Consider the following 19,401-nt stretch of genomic DNA (forward strand, 5'->3'; position numbering starts at 1 on the left):
AATCAAATTAGCTAGCTAGCTGAAAATACAAATATTACTCTCAATATTTAACATAGAACTCTAAATTCTCAACATACGTCTATTGATTGGAGGCTGCACAACATTTTCTGATATAAAGGAGTTTACAATGAAAAAAATACTATCTTTGTTTCTGACCGGTTTACTTGTGTTCGGCCTAGCTGTCAGCACCCTTGCCGCGCCTATTAATCAGGCCACATTTTATTTAAACCAGAGTTACTACCTGGTAAACAATAGCCAGCAGTCCATGGATGCGGCTCCCTTTATCCAGAACAATCGTACTTACGTACCCATCCGCTATCTTTCCTATGCCTGTGGATTGACTGATCAAGATGTACAATGGGATGAAGTCTTCCAAACGGTAAAGTTATCACAGGGGGATAAAATTTTGCAACTGCAAGTGAGTATTGACCAGGCCATTATCAATGACTTCGTTTATGATCTTGACGTGGCACCGGTTATTCGGCACGGTCGTACTTATTTGCCCGCTCGGTTCATTGCCGAAGCCTTCGATTACAAGGTAGCCTGGGATGAACATAACAGAACTGTATCGATTACACCACCCAAGTAATAAGCCAATAACCATTCATACAAAAACGGGCTGCCACAAGCCCGTTTTTGTATGAATGGTTAGGAGTTCCCGATCCTTTATGCTAGATATCTGTTTCGCCCCAAACTGATAAACGGACTCGTTCTTCAATAAGACCACTCTTGTAACAATAATCGTAGTAAGTTAATAACGCCCGGCGATGATCTGCTGTGAATTCATTATTAATGATCCTATAATATTCTTCTACTACCTCCAGCGGCAACCCGGTACGGTGCCTGCCTTTTTCCAATAAAGCGGGTAGATTAACGGCAGAATATTTTTTCGCTTCCAGTAACGCACTGCAAAGAGCATTCACTTCATCTGGATGCTCTTTGGCAAAGTCTTTGCGCACGATCCAGAGGGCATAAACCATTCTTTCCCCGGTAAACTGTTTCCACACTTCACCGAGATCGGTTACATGGTAGGGTAATCCCTGCCGCTTTACCTTTACATGGGCACGCATGGCGTCGTTACCAACTAGCAACGCCCCGTCCCCTTTGGTCATCATCTGCTCTAAATTCGGTGCCATTGTACATAGCTTGGCTTCCACATGATAGTAGTGATCAAAGAGTACCTTCAATAAAGCTCTGGAAGTAACTGAGGAAACGGTAAGATTGACTACCTTTCGATCCAGTTCGGTAACAGGCACATGGCTGAACAAAAGAATACTTTGTACCGGCCCATCGGCACTAACGGACACATTAGGAAGTATCAGGCAATTGTCAGTATTTCTGGCGTATGTAATGGAAGAAATCAATGATACCTCTAATTGCCCCTCTAAAAACATTTTGTCCTGCAAGACAGGTGGACTTTTAATAAGCTCCCCCGCGAAGGACACCTGACCTTCCTCAAAGGCATGATAGACCGGTAGCGTGTTCAGATAATCAACCTGGCCAAACCTAATTCCGGCCACTTAAAACCCTCCCCACAACATTGTACAGGGTATCACATTCCCACATCGACCTCACTTCGTTCCCACATGAACCGCTACAATACCACCGGTAAGTTCATAATACACGGCTCCTTGCAAGCCAACCTTGGTAAAAATATCTCTAATTACAGACTGGTGAGGAAATACTTTCAGGGAATTGGGCAGCCACTGGTAAGGACCATCCTTACCCACGCCCATTTTCCCCAACAGGGGCACTAATTGTTCAAAATATAGATAATAAAGTTGTTTAAATACTGGAGCACTGGGTTTTGCTAATTCCAGGGAAACCACTCGTCCTCCGGGCTTCACCACCCGCCTCATTTCAGAAATACACTTTTCTACGTCTGGAACATTCCGTAAGGCAAGGCCAATGGTAGCACAATCAAAGGTATTATCCGGAAAGGGTAAAGCCAAGGCATTTCCCTGTACCAACTCAATCGTTTTTTGATAAGGAGTTTTTTCAATATTGCCCTTGGCAATTTCCAACATATTTTCACAAAAATCCAAGCCCACTACCCGGCCACTATTCCCTATGGCTCTGGCCAATTCAATGGACAACATGCCTGTACCACAGGCCACATCTAACGCAGTACCACCAGGGGTAAGACCGGTTTTCTTCACCGTAAAGCGGCGCCAGTGCTTATCCCGGTTAAAACTTAAGATGGTATTCATTAGGTCATAACGATGTGCTATGGTGGAAAACACCCCATGAACAAATTGCTCTTTATTTTTACCTTCGTATTGCTGCAAAGTAATACTCCCCTCTCAGAAGATTCTTCCAAGGTTAGACAACCTTACGAATATCCCCTTCGGTTAATTGTAACGCCTTTACTAAATTTTCCAGCATCACTTGATCTGAGTGATTAGGGAGTTTTGACAAAAATGTCAAAGCTTGCTCAAAATAATTCGAACAATAACCTGCTACCATACCCTTCTTTCTAAGACCGTAGCCCATGCCTAAATTAAGCCCAAACTCGTATAAATACTGCAAATCTTCCTCTGGTGCCCCGGCAAGCTCTCCCGCTAAACGTGCTGTTCCAGCAAAAAGCTCAGCCGTTTCTAGTTTTGTTATTTCAGCCATTAGTTGGTTATTATCCTCTTGTCTATAGCGGCTTGTCCGATCCAATATACCGCCCTCGTGAATACGCCCAATAATTTCTGCTAAAGGTCGTAAGAGATGTAGTATATCCGCATTACAGAGAGCAGTAAAAAATTTTCCATAAAGGTAATCCCCTACTAAAACCGGAAATTGCGTACCATCCCGTGGATCTGTTGCCTGTCTTTGCGTTGTATCTGGAATGCGTTGGTGAATGCGAGAAGCCATAAAAATAAACTGCACAATGGTACCCAAAGAAAGGATCTTGGAGGACCTGCAGTTGTATAATCTAGCCACCATTAGAGCTACCGCAGGACGTAAATTTTGGTCCATGGGGGATAGTTCTAAATGGGCATAATCACCTATCTGTCCGGCTTTAATAGATAAATTGCTGTTAATGGTATGATAAATAGTATTTAGCTCTGCTCTAATTTCTGCAAAAACATCGCCCGGCATCCATAAGCCCCCCCTTAATTGGCGGTAACTTTATATTATTTCGTTAATTATAACAAATCTCCTTCCATAATGATCTGGAAAATAGCCACAAAAAAACTGACGAGCCTCGCTCCATCTTAAGATGTGCTAGGCTCGTCAGCCGCTACTACTGTGGGTACTAATAAAAATCCCTCCTATGAATTTACGGCCACCAAAGGCGGCGCCATACCAGGCAGGATTCCTCTCTTAGTCTCTTGAGCAGCCATATCTTTTGCACCAAATTCTCTGGTTAAGAAGTTGCATGCATCCCATGGGTTTACTGTATCACCACAGGTAAAGACATCAACCGCTGCATAGCCTAATTCAGGCCAGGTATGAATGGCAAGGTGGCTTTCACTAATTACAACAACACCACTAACGCCCTGAGGACTAAACTTATGGAAAACATATTCGCGGACCTCAGCCCCCGATTCCAGTGCTGCGTTCACCATAATTTCCTCAACCCTTTTCACATCGTTGAGGATTTCAAAATCACAGCCATAGATTTCAGCCAAGACATGGCGGCCCAAAGGTTTCATTCTAGTTATCCTCCTCCATTTCTTTAATAAAATGTTGGAACTAACAAGCCCAGTTACCAAATTACGGGCTGGCTAATTCCAACCAAAATCAATTTTAGCATAAACTTGCCTCTTGTCAATAAATTTTTACGCAAAAATTGCCTTTATGTGGCGAATTTATTTGTTAGCACCTTTATTCACGAATTTAATGAATTTACCTGATTATTCTACCATTATTTATAGGTTTTACTCACACTTAGTTCTCTTTGCACTAGCTTATTTTATGTTTGTCACCATATTTTTGTTCTGAAAGCACCAGATAGACCAACGGTGGTGCGCCAAAAATCATGGTTGTGGCCGCCGCCACAACACCGGAGTCATTAACGGCAAAGGCCACTAGTGCACCAACAACCACTCCAATAAATCCTTTATAAAGGTAGGGATACTTGATTCTGATATTTTGCATAACACCCCGGGGGCGGTAAAATAACAGTGCCAAAACCGCCAAACTCGCTAGCAATACCCGGCTCCAAACAGTATACCGTAATAGTTTCATATTCATAGCCCATTTTCTTTGCATAATGTCTAACGCCTGACCCGGGCCTGAATGTAGAATTAAAGAAGCCGTTGTTCCCATATGGGAGCGTAATTCCGGGGGGCGCGAAAGATCAAAGGCGATAAAAGCCAATACTGCCATAGCAACGATCCCCGCCACCATGATCACCGTGCGCAGCCCAAAACGCACATTATACAGCAGTAGGAACGTTACCACAAGTGCCGCGGTGCCGGCGATGGTACCACCCACATTTGTTCCCAGAAAGGGAGCCGCCAGAGCATAAATTGTAAAAAGATATGCTATACCCGTGATGACAATAAGAGGCTTCCTGCAATTTGACCAGGACTGGATAGCAGCTGTTGTACCTATAATAAGTGAGCCGATCAATACCCCCATATATTCATTACCAATACCATAAAATCTGGCTCCTACAATAGGATCATAGCCTAATAATGATTGCTTCTGTAAATAAGAGGCATTCACCACGTCAATTAAAATAGTCCCTGCTGTAGCGATACAAATAAAAATAAAGGGGTCTAAATTAAACTTCCTCTGCATCAAGATAGCGATCCCGGCTATTAACAGGGTAGTAATAATCAGTTGTATCGCCAAAAGAGCCACAGATTGTACTGGCAACAACGGCATTAAGAGCTCTGCTAGCGGTACAGCCATGATAACTAATAGAAAGGGTTTAATATGTTCTGCCATATGACGTTTAAAAAATATACCAAAAAGACCCATGAAAAGTACAATTATTTGTACTAAAACATAGGCAGATTGCAGTGGTGCTCTACCTTGATACGTTGTTATCAAACGATCATTGACATTTTTTAAGTAGTCAATGCTGTCACCCTGGGGCAAAACGGCGGATGAAACAAAGGGACGCCCGGACATTTCAGCCACTGGCTGTAACCCGAAGCTCTTTAAAATAGTTGGAGCAATATCTGTGTTCATGATGATACCATCTCGCTTAGTCGTTCCAGAGGTGAGTAATGTACCCGGTTCAAAGCCAGGTCCCACTGCGAAGATTGGTGTTAAATTTTTACTTTCTTTCAGTGCTTCACTGGTTGGGGTAGGAGTGACCACCAGTAATATTTCTTGATCAAAGTCCATCTGCTTAGTTAAACTGTCCACAAAACGGTCAATCTCTACTAAAGCAGTTCTCCTTTGTTGGTTGTAAGCCTTATCCAAAGCAACTCCCCGAGACTCAAAGATTCTCGTCATATCCCCTGTCTCTATAACAATCAAAGATGCTCCGGCTTTTCTATATTCTTCCATCCTCTGCAATACCTTCGTAAAATCTGTACGAAAGGAACCTAACCGGGTTTTCTTTTCGGTTAAAATAGCCCGGTCGATGGCGCTAAAATCTGTAATGCCCTTTTGGTCCATGGTGATGGTGGTTGCTAATCTTCTATGTTTTTCCCTGGTGTCGGCATTACCGATCACCGCTGTTTGATACCCGGCATCTCTAATAGCTTGCCCCAATGCACCCGGAATAGCCGGGTATCGTAGCTCATTATTTAGACGCGCAAGTTTGCCGAGTCCCAGTTGAACTGCTGAACCAGCAGGCGCCTGCCACCCTGTCCGGCTTTGATATTCTTCAGAGCCAAAGGCATCTACTATCTTTTCCCGCTCTGCAAAGGCATAGTTTCCTTCATCGGTGCCAACGAGATGTGCTCCGCCCCCAATGCTGGGGTAAGTGTGTTCGGAATATATACCCGCTCCCGTGTTGTTATTAAGCAGGCCTACACTTCCCTTTTGAGTTAACGACTTTATATGTTCTAAGGTATTATCCTCGTAGTCATCAATAGTTATCTTATCCACAATAACCATAATCACTCTACTAGCCTTCTGGCTTTGCTCTACCGCAAAGGAAACCTTGCCAAAGGACAACGTAACCACAAATAGTACTAGTAAACTGGCAAATAATTTCTGCCAGAAAGAATCTTTCAAGCTTATCCCTCCATGCCTCCAGGTATGTCTTTGGGCTGGTCAGGCGGACCATTGGTGTCTAAATTCTTTTCTGCCAGCAAGTGCGCATACAACTCCATCGTTTTATCTGCCATGTGCTTAATGGTAAATTTCTCGGCAACATGCTTTTGACCGTTGGCACCCATTCGATTCAATTTATCTCTCTCGGACAACATACCGGCTAAAGCTACTGCTAACGCTTCCGGGTCCTTGGGTGCCACCACTAAACCTGTTTTACCTTCCAAAATGGCTTCCGGCACACCCCCAACCCTGGTAGCTACCACAGGTTTGCCTGCTGCCATGGCTTCTAGGATGCTTAAAGGCAGGCCCTCAGTAACAGAGGGTAAAACAAAGATATCCATAATAGATAAAATTTCCGCTATATTCTCTCGCTTCCCAGCAAAGATCACCCTTTTTTGTAAGCTTAGCTCTGCAACTTCCTGTTCTAAAGCTTCTTTTAGGGGACCATCCCCCACCACCAGGAAATTAACCTGATATTCTTTAAGAAGAGAAGCAGCCTTTAAAAAATAGCTGACCCCCTTCTGAGGGGCTAACCGGGCAATTGTACCAATAACCGGTCCCAGTTCGGGAATGGCAAGGCCTCTTCTGGTGGCTACGGCGTCCACCTGGGCAGCAAAGTTCTCCACTTCTATGCCATTATAAATTATAGATATCTGTGGGGCGGGGATGCCCTCTTTTTCCATCAATTCTTGTTTCAAGGCATCTGAAACAGTAATAATTCGATCGGTGAAGCGTGCCAGAAAACGTTCCACAGAAGCAAACAACTTCTTCTTCCACTCGGGCCATTCCTCATAAAAGATGCTATTGTGAGCCGTAAAAATAACCACCGGCGTTCTGGCAATCATGGCGGCTATGCGTCCCACCAGTGCACCCTTGGAACTATGGGCATGAAGTATGGTCGTGCCGGATTGGTGAAGATATTTAACCAAAGTATGGATTGCTGCATAATCTCTGGTTGGTGAAAGTTCTCCGCTCAAGGAAATAGGCAAGGTTTTTATTCCCTGGTTGGCTAGTTCTTCAAATAAAGGACTATTTGGGGGACAAGCCACCGTAACCTCAAACTTGTTTTTATCAGTATACCGCACTAGGTTGATCAGGTGGTTTTTTAAACCTCCCGCGGCGGGTCTGACCACGTGCAATATTTTTATTTTGGACAATGGTTTTCACCCCTGCAACTGTATATCTTTTCCAAAGGGCCCCAATTGTATGCATCCCACCAGTATTCGCCACTTTAAAGGGTTTCACCTGCCCCAGTCCAGAAAAAACCATTTGGAAAGAGAGCTCTAGAAACGAAAAATGGCCGCCAGATAGGGCGGCCTTCCTCATTAACTTACTTTAATAGCTTCGGTGGGACAGCCATCAGCTGCTTCTTTAGCTTGCTCTTCCTGCCCATCGGGTACCTCTTCTACAATAGCATGGGCCTTTTCCTCGTCATTCCATTCAAAAACTTCCGGACAAACATCAATACAGGCACCGCAGCTAATGCAAAGGTCCTGGTCTACCACTGCTTTCATGGTAACACCTCCATTTCGTTTAGCAGCCCTAGTTGGCTGCCAATATCGGGAATTATGCCCGTTTTTAGGTAATTTTATCCACGCCTTAGAGCAGTCAACACCAACTTGCAAATCTAAATATTTTCTTTCTTACGTATGGTAAGTGCCCTAGCGTAGTCTAATAGTGATTCCTTCCAGTATCAACTCTTTTTTCATCATCTAAACCAACCGTGGCAAATAACTCTTGAAATCTTACAAAATCCTCCACGCTCATAACTTCAGTATTCGAATAAAAGACCCGCCCGGCATTGTTTACTGCACCCCAAGTTACTTTAACAATATCTTTATCTAAGCCCTGGGTGGTCTTAGTCTTGATAAATAATTTAACACTCATGGTAGCTCCTCCATTTTCGGTAACTATTAGATAGATTATAGCATTAGAGAAACGTAGCTGCCACTAAGTCTTTAGAAGCAGGGAAAGCCTTGGTTCTTACTATTATCATTTTCTGATGGAGCCGAATCTAGTTGGCATGTAGGTCTTACACTCCTGCAAATAAAAAAAAAGAAAGGGCGGTTAACCCGCCCTTTCAAAAGTGTTACTCGTGGCAATCGGAGGAAAGAGTTCCACAACCGTCGGAAGATGAGCTGCAACTGTTAGGGCACTCACTGGAACAACTGGAACTAATCTGTTCCGTTTCTTCTTGAACCTTAGTGGTACGTTTCTCTTTAGCCATTTTTGTAACACCTCCCGTACTATATTGCCCCAAAACAGCAAAAAAACACTTTCCTTTATTTTCTTTTTTTAAATTTTTATTACCATTCCCTGGTGGGAAAAGCCATTTGCTCCAAAAAAACGGCTTGAAAATTAGCCTCAGCGGCCAATTCTCTATGAATAAACCGTTGGCTAAGTTGCTCAGCCCTTTGCCTGGATTGATAGGAGAGCAACAGCAGCACTGCTCCGGCCCCGGCTGCATTCCCTACTTGTTGAGGATTCATATTACGTTGCTCTCCCAGTAAACCAATTCTTAAAGCATTGCTTGGGTTAAGATAACTACCAAAACCACCGGCTAATAGTACTAAAAGAGGCTTGTGGCTTACCTGAGCCTCAGTGGTTACTAACTGGATACCGCCAGCCACCGCCGCTTTGGCCAGTTGTACTGCCCGGATATCTTTTTGGCTAAGATAGACCTGCTCGGCTAAGACAAATCTCAGGTTTTCTCCAACTTGTTTAAGCCGTTGTTTAATTTTAAAACTGACGATCGGAGGCACCTGAGAGGCTGGGAGCAGCTTACCACTGCTGTCAATTAAACCTAAGCGAAGCATCTCAGCGAGGGCGTCTACCAAGCCTGAGCCGCAAATTCCTGTTGCCCGTCCGCCGCCAATAACTTCCAGCCGAACATCGTAATCCAGAGTAACCCTGCTAATCGCTCCTGCTGATGCCACCATACCACACTCAATGCCGGCACCTTCTAGGGCAGGGCCTGCTGGCACCGAAGCTGCCAGCAGCTGTTCGCCAACTTGCAACAGGATTTCACCGTTGGTGCCGATATCCACCAGCATTTTCTCAGTGCCTGCACTGCCAAAGTTTTGGACTACCGCCGCTGCCAAGGCATCGGACCCCACAAAACCTCCGATAAAGGGAGGAACATAGCAAATTGCTTGAGGGACTGTAGTTACTTCAAGCTCAGCAGCCTTGCGATAAAAGGGACCCTTTTGATAGGGTTTGAAAGGAGCAACCGCCAACCCCTGGATCGGTAGGTTTAAAAAGAAATGCATGATGGGTGTATTGCCAACTACCACCAGTTCCCTAACCAGGTCAGTAGTTGTCCCTACAGACTGACAACAGCGCTCAATTAAGTCGTTGAGGCTGTCTAAAAGCCTCTGACGCAACTTCTGATAGTTTTCCTGTCCTTGCAAGGCATAACCCAAGCGAGAGATAACATCCGCACCAAAAATTCGTTGGCCGTTGACTACCGAGTTAACCGCCAACAAACTGCCATCCAGTAAGTTATACAGATACGCCACTAACGTAGTGGTTCCTACATCTACGGCCAGTCCTAGGACTTCCTCCCTTTGGTTGGCCGATGGCAACAGAGGAAAGCCCTGCTGATGATAAAGTTCACCCTGGTCATCCCGTTGTACGGCCGGGTCCAGTGGGATAGCTGTTGTCTCAGCCGCTTCCAAAATAACCGGTGGCTGGGTTGCTAGCTCCACGCTAAGGTCATCTGTAACCACTGTTTTGCAGGCTAACAGCCAACCTTCCCCTTGTTGAGAAACGATTTTGACCAAACACTTGCCGCAACGACCCGTTCCTCCACAGGGAGCGGCCAGGTTTACACCCGCCAGTCTGGCTGCTTCCAGGATGGTGGTACCAACCGCAACCTCAATCACTGGCCCTCCTGGGTGAAAGGAGATTTTCACTGTTTCCTTGTGCAACCTGCATCAGCTCCGTAATCTAGCTTACCAGTTTTTTAGCCAAATCCACAGCTTCCACCGCATCAAAGGCATAGCCGTCCGCACCAATTTCCTGGGCATACTGGTCGGTCACCGCTGCACCACCCACCATGACTTTACAAGATAAACCCGCTTCCTTCACCTTGGCGATACAATCAGGCATATGTACCATGGTGGTGGTCATCAACGCACTGAGGGCAATAATGTCTGCTTGGTGTGCTATGGCCGCCTGCAGGATTTCCTGATTGTCCACATTTTTCCCCAGATCAATGACCTCGAAACCATGGTTTGCCAGCATTACCGACAGTATGTTCTTACCAATATCGTGAATGTCACCCTTAACCGTGGCCAATATCACCGTCCCCAGCTTCCTGGAGGGGCCTTTGGCCAGTTCCGGCTTCAGCCGTTCAAAGCTCTTGGTCATGGTTTCTCCGGCCATCATCAACTGTGGTAAAAAATAGATCCCTGCTCCGTACCGCCGACCCACTTCTTCGATGCCTGGGATAAGGGCTTTATCCAACAATTCCATCGGGCTTAGGCCGCTGTCTATCGCTTTATTAATATGATCCACCACATTATCCTTATCCCCGGACAGCACCGCCTGGTATAACACTTCCAAAGGAGTGCTAGCCACTGGCTCCGATACCTTTGGGGGTTGGTTCCCCCCCTGGGCGGTCTGCTCCCGAGCAATATATTGTTCCGCTCGTACATCCCGTCCAGTGAGAACTGCAGCTGCCCGCAAAGTTTCCATCATCCGTTGATCCTGGGGATTTAGAATAGCGGCATCCAGCCCTGCTGCCAGCGCCATGGCAAAAAAGGCGGTATTGATCAGCCCCCGATTTGGCAGACCGAAGGAAACGTTACTTACCCCCAGACTGGTGGTAAGGCCCAAATCCCTTTTGATGTACCGGATGGCATTTAAGGTTTCCGGTACTCCTTCCGGTTGAGCACTGACAGTCAGTACCAGGGTATCAATCATCAAGTCTTGCTTAGGAATTCCCAGTTCCTCCACCCGCTGCATCAGTTTGCGGGCCACAGCTAACCGTTCCTTGGCCGTGGCGGGAATTCCCTGGTCATCCAAGGTTAAGCCAATGAGTGCTGCCCCGTAACGCTTTGCCAGCGGCAGGATCGTGTCCAGGCTTTGTTCTTCCCCGTTCACCGAATTGATTAGGGCTTTGCCATGATAATTTTTCAAGGCCTGTTCAATGACTTGGGGATCAGTGCTATCAATACAGAGGGGTGCATCCACCAGCACCTGCACAGCATTGACAGCCCGTTCCATGGCGGCTACTTGATCAACCCCACCAACACCCACATTGACATCTAAAATGGCAGATCCGGCTGCCACCTGGGCCAGGGCGTCGCGACGGGTGATCTCTGTTTTTCCCTCCCGAATTTCTGCCTGCAGGGCCTTTTTACCCGTAGGATTCAAACGCTCTCCAATGGCTACGGGCATCCCCTTTGGGTCTATGGTGGCGGTTTTTACCCGACTGGCAAGCCGCAAGCCAAAGAGCCGATGCCTGGGTTTTAGCGTTAATTCTTTTACACTTTGCCTAATCGCTTTAATATGTAGCGGGGTCGTGCCGCAACACCCCCCGAGAATGGATGCTCCGTATTCTACAAAACGTACCGCATAGTCAGCCATCATTTCCGGAGTTTCCCGGAAAACGGTCTGCCCCTCTACCATCTCAGGCATGCCCGCATTGGGGGAAACCAAAATGGGTAGGTTGGTGCTCTGGGTTAACCTTTGCACCACATCGGCAAGCTGCCGGGGACCCACTGAGCAATTGACCCCAATGGCAGACACCCCCAGCCGTTCCACCACCACGGCAGCTGTTTCTGGGTCGGTTCCCGTAAAGGTGCGGCCTGATTCATCAAAGGTGAAACTGGCCACCACCGGTACATCACCAGCATCCGCTGCAGCAATTAAGGCCACCCGCATTTCTCCGATATCACCAAAGGTCTCAAAAAGAATTAAATCTACCCCGGCCTCCACCATGGCCTGACACTGTTCAAAAAATTGCTGATAGGCCTCGTCAAAGGATATCTCACCCAACGGCTGCAGGAATTTGCCTAACGGTCCTATGGAGCCAGCAACCAAGGCTCCATAAGGCTTGGCCACTTCTTTGGCCAGGGTTACAGCGGCCTGGTTTAACTCCTTAACCCGGTCCTCTAGACCGTAATCGGCCAGTTTACTACGGATAGCGCCAAAGGTGTTGGTGGTAATAATATCTGCTCCTGCCTCTAAGTAAAGCCTATGTACTTCTTGAATGACTTCCGGGTGACTAACATTCCACTCATCGGGGCACCACCCAGAGGGTAATCCCCGTTGCTGCAGCAAGGTACCCATAGCTCCATCAATTACTAGAATTTCTTTTTCTACTCTATTCCGAAAGGACAACAATGACCCTCCCTTTCATAAATTATTCTTCACTTATCCAATGTCAAGGTAATTTCCCTGGGGAGCATGGCGGAAATAACAACTATGATTATGACACTGCTTGCATTTATGACCGTCCAGCGTTGGCTGATGGCTCCAGCCCACCAGAAAAACCAAGGATTTTTTGGGGTGCATCTGACCATATTCATCGCTCGTCAAGCCAATCTGCTCGGCCCCAGCCCAGGTTAAAAACCGGGAAGTCTGCAAAAGATCCACCCCTGGGTAACCGGGACCGATTTTAGCCGTGGCATAAAGTCCTCTCAACCGCTGCTGTCTAGCCTTACCTGCCAAAACCCACTGGGCAGCTTCCTCCACTGCAACAGTACCTAGTGCGTCGGTGGCTAGTCCGGCGGTGGGTTCTTTTACTTTAAAAAGACGGTTGACTTCATCCTCTATAGCCTTGCCAACCGTTACGGCTATTACGCTTGCAGTTTTACAGCAATGCAGTGTGCTACTGATAGCGGGTGATAAAAAAAACTGCGGTGGAATAGTACAGTCGTTACAAACGGCCCGGGGGTACACCAAATGCTTAGCCCCCTGTACCATCCTTCCGATCTGTTGTTGAAGTTCTTGGCTTTGTTTATTAACCGGCTGCCCCATATATCGTAAGACTTGCTGTGGATCGATGGCAATCGGTATTTCGGCGAAGAGCACTACCTCACCCCTTCGTGATAAGATAACACCATACCCTGCGACAGTATCATTTTCCGATATGCCAAAAAAACACCCAATTAGGGTGTTTTCGGTATTAATGCACATTAAACCTCAGCACCCTCATCTCTCAGAACCTTTTCTGGTTCCGCAGGAGTTGGCACCGTCGCCAGTTATTATGGCCGGTTGCCGGGCTTCATAGGGCCAGTCCCTCCACCACTCTAGATAAGATCGCTACATTTTATATTAATGGTAATTTACACTAAGAACGTTCATTCGTCAAGTGCCTTCCTGGGCTAAAGAAGCCGCTGCTTCCCCGGCCACATACCCCGTGCTAAAGGCCACTTGCATATTAAACCCCCCTGTATGGGCATCCACATCGATAATTTCCCCGGCAAAGAACAACCCTTGGATAAGCTTTGAGGCCATGGTGCGGGGGTCAATTTCCTTGATATGCACCCCACCGGCGGTTACAGTAGCCTCTGCCAGAGGTCTCGTCCCGGTAATCCTAATGGGTAGTGCCTTCATCTGACGAATTAGGAACTCCAAGGAAGATCTGTTGAGTTTTTCAAAGGGGCATTCGGAGTTAAGTTGAGCTAAGGAAATTAGAACTTTACACAATCGTTCCGGCAAAATGGCAGACAAAATATTCTTCAGAGTCCGCTTACTGCCTGTGGCAGCCTTCCCTTTGACTAACTCCTCCAGGCTTTGCCAGGTATGTCCGGGAAATAAATCTATTTCTCCCCGTAGTGGTCCTTGTCCTTTAGCACAGGCTAAGGCCACCACCCGCCCCAACCGCAACGCTCCGGGGCCGGACAAGCCCCAGTGGGTGATGATGACATCTCCTGCCTCTGAGGCCAGTACTTTGCCGTTTTCACGATAAAGGGTAATGGTGACCCGAGGCAACGAAACACCCTGTACTTCCCTTTGCACAATCCAAGGATCATTGCAGGTAATGGCAACTGCCGAGGGATACAGCGGTGTAATGGTATGTCCAACAGTTTTAGCCATTTTATGTCCTTCTCCAGTGCTGCCTGTCTTGGGGTAGGAAAGACCCCCAGTGGCTATCACCACTGCTTTAGCCGGTAAGAACCGATCCCCCACCCAAACACCTTGACAACTTCCATGCTCAATTTGCAATGCGTCCACCAAAGTTTGATAACCCAAGGTTACTCCCCGCTGCTGTAGGTATTTGATGAGCGTATTCACTACATCTACCGCTTGATCACTGGCCGGAAAAACCCTGCCTTGTTCCTCTACCTTTGTTCGTAGCCCCAATTGCTTCAGTAAGGAGCGTACATCCTGCCCAGAAAATCGATGTAGCACACTATAAACAAATTTGCCATTGCCAGGTATGTTGGCAATGGTCTCTTCAAGATTGGCATCGTTGGTTAAATTACAGCGCCCACCACCGGTAATGAGCATCTTTCTGCCTAAGACATCGTTTTTTTCTAACAACAGTACCCTGGCACCTATTTCTGCTGCCCGGGCTGCCGCCATCATGCCCGCCGGCCCACCACCGACAATAATCACATCATAACCCTTGGTCAATCCTATCGACTCCTATTACATCTGCTTAATGATTGATAAATGCTACTATATTTTAACACTTTATGACAAAATTCATCTGTGCTTTGGGGATTATACTTGGGTTGTTGTACTGAAAAACCCCGGCTAGCCGGGGTTATCTGCTATACGTTAAATCTGAAGTTTATGATGTCGCCGTCTTTGACAATATATTCCTTGCCCTCCAGACGAAATAACCCTTTTTCCTTTACTTTGGCCATAGAACCGACCTCTGCCAAATCTTCAAAGGCTACTACCTCAGCGCGGATAAAGCCCCGTTCAATATCAGAGTGAATTTTACCTGCCGCTTTTTTGGCATCCGTACTTTTTTTAATAGTCCATGCCCTTACTTCGTCTTCACCCGCGGTTAGGAAAGAAATTAAGCCCAGGTAATCATAAACCGCTCTGGCCAGCCTGTCGATGCCCGGCTCGGTAATGCCCAGGTCCTCCATAAAAAGGGCCCGATCCTCTTCCGGCAACTGGCTGATTTCCATTTCCATCCGGCCACAGATTTCAATGACAGCAATCCCCTTAGAGGCAGCATAGCTTACTACCTCTTCTTTGCCAGGATAGGTTCCTGCCCGGAACTGGTCTTCATCAATATTAACCACCAGCATCATGGGCTTCTCGGTTAAAAAGGCATAGTTACGAAGGGTTACCTTTTCCTCCTCTGTGAGACCCAGTTGACTGATGGGAGATTCCTCTTCCAGGGCAGCCAAGCATTTCTTTAAGACTTCTAATTCGAAGGCATTTTCTTTGGTGATTTTTTTACCGGATTGAATTCTTTCGATCCGCTTTTCCACCAAATCCATATCTGCCAGCAGAACTTCCACTGCAATGGTTTCAATATCCCGCAAGGGGTTAACATCATCTTCTACGTGAGGTACATCTGAATTGTTAAAGGCTCTTACTACATGCACCAATAAATCAGCATTCCGAATAGCACTGAGGAACTGGTTGCCGACACCTTTACCTTCACTGGCACCACGAACTAAGCCGGGAACTTCGCTAAACTGAATCTGCGCAAAGGTGATTTTGCGGGGCTTGTACATATTCGTCAAAAAATCGATCCGCTTGTCCGGAACCTTGGCAGAAGCGGTGATGGTTTCCGTTTTACCACTTAAAAAATTGGATATTTCTTGATTAGAGTTGGTTAACAAATTAAAAATGGTCGTCTTTCCCACCAGCGGCAAACCAATAATGCCACTTATCAAATTTGTTGACACGTTGTGATCACCTCTATTATTTCACTACCAGAGGATTGTATCATATATTACCGTACTTTACCACTCCTGGCAAAAGTATGGAGTGGCGTAAAACTATTTCTGGTGCCACTTCCCTTTTTGCCATCAGCCATCGACCTTCAGCCGCTAAATACCGCCCAGGACAATGCCCATGACCAGGATAAATAGAGCAACACCGGTAAAAACATACTTGCCGAGGTAACCCCACCACTCACCCACTGGTTTTACTGCCCCTTTGTTTACTTGAGCCACCGCTCTTTTTACACCATAAACCCAGAAGAACACAAAGGCTGCTAGCACAGCACCAAAGGGCACCATATAAATGGTGACAAAATCAGAGAATTTGCCAAAGATTTCTATGTTTAAGTCGAGGGGTAACCCGATCACAAAGCCTGTTATGGCCACTATTATAGAAGCCTTTCTACGGTTCATCTTAAAACGATCCATCACCGCTTCCACCGGCACCTCCATTAGATTAATAGCAGAGGAGATCGCGGCAAAAAGAACTGCCAGGAAAAACAACAAACCAAAGAAAAAACCCCCAACCATGTGGCTAAAGATATAGGGAATCGTGATAAACAATAATGGTGGCCCTGCCTGTGGATCCTGCCCAAAGGCAAAGGCCGCAGGAATAACAACAAAGGCTGACAGCATTGAAGCGATGGTAGTCCAAAAGGCAGTATGGAAAGCGGAAAAGGGAATATCTTCGCTTTCACGCAGGTAACTGCCATAAACCAACATGGCCGCTCCCCCCAAGGATACAGTAAAAAAAGCTTGGCCCAGTGCATTTACCCAAGTCAAAGGTTCCTGCAATTTAGACCAATCCGGTACGGTTAAAAACCTAATTCCTTCTGAAGCTCCCTCCAAGCTTAAGGAACGTACCAATAGTAGCACCAGAATAATAAACAAACCTGGCATCATGATCTTGTTTGCTTTTTCGATTCCAGCAGCAACACCTTTTACGATGATCGCTAACGTTATTAGCAGTGCTAAGGCATGCCAGAAGATGCTTTCCGGTTGCCCGGCAAAACTGCCAAAATATGAGCCAGGATTAATCTTAGTAAAGGCTCCTGTTAGTGATAGCCACAAATACTTTAGGACCCAGCCACAAACGATTAGGTAGAAGGTAAACACCCCGGTTACACCCAGCACCGGAATAACCCCCAAAGCTGCTCCTAATCCTCCCTTGCCCTTTTCCTTAAATACATTTTCAAAGGCACTAATGGCTCCTTTTTGCTGACTTCGGCCAAAGGCAAATTCACCCATCAGTCCAGTTACACCCAGAACGAAAGTAAAAAACAAATAGGGCACCAAAAAGGCACCGCCTCCAAAGGCTCCGATCCGAAAGGGGAACATCCAAATGGACCCCAAGCCCATGGCAGCACCCACAGCAGCTAAAATAAAACCATGCTTACCTGACCAAGCTTCACGTTCAGCCATCGTTCAACTCACTTCCTTTTAATGAATCTAAGGGTATAGCTTGATACTTAACCATTCACAAAAGGTTGGGAAATAATTTTTCATCGGGATAAAAAGCAAAAAGCAGTTAGCTATTAGCCAACTACTTTTTGTTTCTTACTATTTAAGGTACATAGTTACCATCAAATTCGAACTCTAAAGCACGTGCACCCGATTTTACTTTACAGTAAGATGCCTCGGTTTGATCTGTAAATGCATCTTTTAAGGTAGGGTTAGCGGTTCTTTGGCTTGTTGCTAGAGATTTATTTATTTTTGTCATACTGTTTACCCCCCTAATCTTTTTCTAAGTAAATTCAATGTAAGTATTAGATTTTATCTTGTTAAAAATACCTGGGATATTTTTACTGTTATTTTTTTTAAAAGTTTATGTCCAACTTGGATAAAAATCAGTAACAGTTACAAACTATTGTTGTCAATGCTAAAAATAGTAGCAATAGCGTTTATGAGGTAAGCAAGCAAAAACAATACATAAGGAGGAAGTGCAACTAATGGATCATAAGTATATGGCAGAACCTTATAAGGTGAAAGTAGTAGAACCCATTGCTATGTCGACCCAGCAGGAAAGAACAGAGGCCATTAAACGGGCCGGTTACAACACCTTTCTATTAAAATCCAAGGAAGTGTACATTGACCTCTTAACAGACAGTGGCACCACAGCCATGAGTGATAACCAGTGGTCTGGTATGATGATTGGCGATGAGGCCTATGCCGGTAGTGCCAACTTCTATCATTTAGAACAAGCTGTTCGTGAGCTTTACGGTTTTAAATATGTTGTTCCCACCCATCAGGGGCGTGGTGCAGAGAATATTCTCTCCAAGATTGCCATTAAGCCTGGAGATTATGTGCCTGGCAACATGTATTTCACTACCACCAGAGCCCACCAGGAAATGGCAGGCGGTACCTTTGTCGATATCATTATTGATGAAGCCCATGACTCCCAAGTTGAACACCCCTTTAAAGGCAACATCGATCTAAAGAAAGTCCAGGCACTGATCGACCGCGTCGGCGCCGATAAAATCCCTTACATTTGCCTGGCTGTTACTGTTAACCTGGCTGGTGGTCAACCCGTCAGCATGCAAAATATGCGTGAGGTTAAGCAATTGGCCAGTAAACACGGTATCAAGGTAATGTTTGATGCCACCCGCTGCATAGAGAATGCCTTCTTTATTAAAGAGCGTGAAGATGGTTATCAAAACAAAACCATAGCAGAAATTGTTAAAGAGATGTTTAGCTATGCCGATGGTGCTACCATGAGCGGTAAGAAAGATTGCCTGGTGAACATTGGCGGTTTCTTAGCCCTCAATGATGAAGATCTTTACCAGAAGGCTACCCAATTAGTGGTAGTCTATGAAGGTATGCCCAGCTACGGTGGTTTGGCCGGTCGGGATATGGAAGCTATGGCTCGTGGTATGTATGAATCTGTAGACTATTACTACATTAAACACAGAATTGAGCAAGTACGCTATTTGGGTGATAAACTTACTCAAGCTGGCGTTCCCATTGTTAAGCCCATCGGTGGTCATGCTGTGTTCCTGGATGCCCGGGCCTTCCTGTCTCACATTCCCCAAGATCAGTTCCCAGCCCAAATGTTGGCTGCTAAACTTTACGAGATTTCTGGTGTGCGGAGTATGGAACGTGGTATCGTATCAGCCGGTCGGGACAAAGAAGGTAACCATTACTTTCCAAAACTGGAACTTGTGCGCTTGACCATTCCTCGTCGTGTTTACACCTATGCGCATATGGATGTCGTAGCTGATGCCGTAATCGAGCTTTACAAAAAGCGCGATAGTATCCCTGGTCTAAAAATGGTTTACGAACCACCGGTGTTACGCTTCTTTACTTCTCGCTTTGAACCTCTCAAGTAAAAAGGAACAAAAGATAATTTACGAAAGGGCCGATT

18 protein-coding genes and 1 riboswitch are annotated in these 19,401 nt (G+C 46.0%); of the genes, 2 read left to right on the plus strand and 16 right to left on the minus strand.

The features are described 5' to 3' along the window. The first annotated feature begins 127 nt into the window (after positions 1-127). Entirely contained in the window at positions 128-589 is a 462-nt protein-coding gene (locus tag BUA78_RS03720) for a copper amine oxidase N-terminal domain-containing protein (RefSeq protein WP_072911085.1), read from the plus strand. An 82-nt stretch (positions 590-671) separates the two neighbouring features. Here the strand turns inward: BUA78_RS03720 and BUA78_RS03725 are convergent, their stop codons facing one another. The 16 genes from BUA78_RS03725 to BUA78_RS20110 form a co-directional block, all read right to left on the minus strand. Continuing rightward, positions 672-1,520: a menaquinone biosynthetic enzyme MqnA/MqnD family protein gene (locus BUA78_RS03725; protein WP_072911086.1), complete on the minus strand. Its 849-nt coding sequence runs from the start codon at positions 1,518-1,520 to the stop codon at positions 672-674. Positions 1,521-1,571: 51 nt separating this feature from the next. Next, positions 1,572-2,288 carry a demethylmenaquinone methyltransferase gene (locus tag BUA78_RS03730; protein WP_072911088.1) on the minus strand — a complete coding sequence of 239 codons (717 nt, stop codon included), beginning with the start codon at positions 2,286-2,288 and terminating at the stop codon, positions 1,572-1,574. A gap of 34 nt (positions 2,289-2,322) precedes the next feature. Next, positions 2,323-3,090 carry a polyprenyl synthetase family protein gene (locus tag BUA78_RS03735; RefSeq protein ID WP_072911090.1) on the minus strand — a complete coding sequence of 256 codons (768 nt, stop codon included), beginning with the start codon at positions 3,088-3,090 and terminating at the stop codon, positions 2,323-2,325. Positions 3,091-3,263: 173 nt separating this feature from the next. Continuing rightward, positions 3,264-3,647, minus strand: coding sequence for an adenosylmethionine decarboxylase (gene speD, locus BUA78_RS03740; protein WP_072911092.1), 384 nt, complete (start codon positions 3,645-3,647; stop codon positions 3,264-3,266). A 250-nt stretch (positions 3,648-3,897) separates the two neighbouring features. Next, the gene (locus BUA78_RS03745; RefSeq protein ID WP_072911093.1) at positions 3,898-6,135 is read right to left on the minus strand and encodes a hypothetical protein; all 2,238 of its coding nucleotides are present in this window, start codon (positions 6,133-6,135) and stop codon (positions 3,898-3,900) included. A gap of 2 nt (positions 6,136-6,137) precedes the next feature. Beyond that, positions 6,138-7,331 carry a glycosyltransferase family 4 protein gene (locus tag BUA78_RS03750; RefSeq protein ID WP_072911095.1) on the minus strand — a complete coding sequence of 398 codons (1,194 nt, stop codon included), beginning with the start codon at positions 7,329-7,331 and terminating at the stop codon, positions 6,138-6,140. Between the two features lie 168 nt (positions 7,332-7,499). After that, the gene (locus BUA78_RS03755; RefSeq protein WP_072911097.1) at positions 7,500-7,688 is read right to left on the minus strand and encodes a ferredoxin; all 189 of its coding nucleotides are present in this window, start codon (positions 7,686-7,688) and stop codon (positions 7,500-7,502) included. A gap of 157 nt (positions 7,689-7,845) precedes the next feature. Next, complete coding sequence (locus BUA78_RS03760; RefSeq protein ID WP_072911098.1) at positions 7,846-8,061, minus strand: hypothetical protein; 216 nt, start codon at positions 8,059-8,061, stop codon at positions 7,846-7,848. A gap of 202 nt (positions 8,062-8,263) precedes the next feature. Continuing rightward, the gene (locus BUA78_RS20105; RefSeq protein WP_175548963.1) at positions 8,264-8,401 is read right to left on the minus strand and encodes a hypothetical protein; all 138 of its coding nucleotides are present in this window, start codon (positions 8,399-8,401) and stop codon (positions 8,264-8,266) included. A 79-nt stretch (positions 8,402-8,480) separates the two neighbouring features. Beyond that, positions 8,481-10,058 (minus strand): ASKHA domain-containing protein, encoded by a 1,578-nt coding sequence (locus tag BUA78_RS03765; RefSeq protein WP_238456705.1) that lies wholly within the window; start codon positions 10,056-10,058, stop codon positions 8,481-8,483. Between the two features lie 64 nt (positions 10,059-10,122). Beyond that, positions 10,123-12,522, minus strand: coding sequence for a homocysteine S-methyltransferase family protein (locus tag BUA78_RS03770; protein ID WP_072911100.1), 2,400 nt, complete (start codon positions 12,520-12,522; stop codon positions 10,123-10,125). Between the two features lie 33 nt (positions 12,523-12,555). Next, the gene (locus BUA78_RS03775; protein WP_072911101.1) at positions 12,556-13,320 is read right to left on the minus strand and encodes a hypothetical protein; all 765 of its coding nucleotides are present in this window, start codon (positions 13,318-13,320) and stop codon (positions 12,556-12,558) included. A gap of 12 nt (positions 13,321-13,332) precedes the next feature. Continuing rightward, positions 13,333-13,444: riboswitch (SAM riboswitch) on the minus strand. A 47-nt stretch (positions 13,445-13,491) separates the two neighbouring features. Next, the gene (locus tag BUA78_RS03780) at positions 13,492-14,763 is read right to left on the minus strand and encodes a BaiN/RdsA family NAD(P)/FAD-dependent oxidoreductase (protein WP_139257230.1); all 1,272 of its coding nucleotides are present in this window, start codon (positions 14,761-14,763) and stop codon (positions 13,492-13,494) included. A 140-nt stretch (positions 14,764-14,903) separates the two neighbouring features. After that, complete coding sequence (gene ychF, locus BUA78_RS03785; protein ID WP_072911104.1) at positions 14,904-16,004, minus strand: redox-regulated ATPase YchF; 1,101 nt, start codon at positions 16,002-16,004, stop codon at positions 14,904-14,906. A 144-nt stretch (positions 16,005-16,148) separates the two neighbouring features. Beyond that, a complete protein-coding gene (locus BUA78_RS03790; protein ID WP_072911106.1) occupies positions 16,149-17,462 on the minus strand; it encodes a sodium-dependent transporter in 1,314 nt (437 codons plus the stop codon). Between the two features lie 142 nt (positions 17,463-17,604). Then, a complete protein-coding gene (locus tag BUA78_RS20110) occupies positions 17,605-17,760 on the minus strand; it encodes a hypothetical protein (protein WP_175548966.1) in 156 nt (51 codons plus the stop codon). A gap of 229 nt (positions 17,761-17,989) precedes the next feature. Here BUA78_RS20110 and BUA78_RS03795 point away from each other — a divergent pair, with 229 nt between their 5' ends. Then, positions 17,990-19,366, plus strand: coding sequence for a tyrosine phenol-lyase (locus BUA78_RS03795; protein WP_072911107.1), 1,377 nt, complete (start codon positions 17,990-17,992; stop codon positions 19,364-19,366). Positions 19,367-19,401: the final 35 nt, after the last annotated feature.

Source organism: Desulforamulus aeronauticus DSM 10349, from assembly GCF_900142375.1.
GTDB lineage: Bacteria > Bacillota > Desulfotomaculia > Desulfotomaculales > Desulfotomaculaceae > Desulfotomaculum > Desulfotomaculum aeronauticum.

What these genes read in the sequence shown, in the direction of transcription:
- BUA78_RS03720 (WP_072911085.1), top strand. Translation starts at nt 128, where the DNA reads ATGAAAAAAATACTATCTTTGTTTCTGACCGGTTTACTTGTGTTCGGC.
- BUA78_RS03735 (WP_072911090.1), bottom strand. Translation starts at nt 3,090, where the DNA reads ATGCCGGGCGATGTTTTTGCAGAAATTAGAGCAGAGCTAAATACTATT.
- speD (WP_072911092.1), bottom strand. Translation starts at nt 3,647, where the DNA reads ATGAAACCTTTGGGCCGCCATGTCTTGGCTGAAATCTATGGCTGTGAT.
- BUA78_RS03755 (WP_072911097.1), bottom strand. Translation starts at nt 7,688, where the DNA reads ATGAAAGCAGTGGTAGACCAGGACCTTTGCATTAGCTGCGGTGCCTGT.
- BUA78_RS03760 (WP_072911098.1), bottom strand. Translation starts at nt 8,061, where the DNA reads ATGAGTGTTAAATTATTTATCAAGACTAAGACCACCCAGGGCTTAGAT.
- BUA78_RS20105 (WP_175548963.1), bottom strand. Translation starts at nt 8,401, where the DNA reads ATGGCTAAAGAGAAACGTACCACTAAGGTTCAAGAAGAAACGGAACAG.
- BUA78_RS03775 (WP_072911101.1), bottom strand. Translation starts at nt 13,320, where the DNA reads ATGTGCATTAATACCGAAAACACCCTAATTGGGTGTTTTTTTGGCATA.
- BUA78_RS03790 (WP_072911106.1), bottom strand. Translation starts at nt 17,462, where the DNA reads ATGGCTGAACGTGAAGCTTGGTCAGGTAAGCATGGTTTTATTTTAGCT.
- BUA78_RS20110 (WP_175548966.1), bottom strand. Translation starts at nt 17,760, where the DNA reads ATGACAAAAATAAATAAATCTCTAGCAACAAGCCAAAGAACCGCTAAC.
- BUA78_RS03795 (WP_072911107.1), top strand. Translation starts at nt 17,990, where the DNA reads ATGGATCATAAGTATATGGCAGAACCTTATAAGGTGAAAGTAGTAGAA.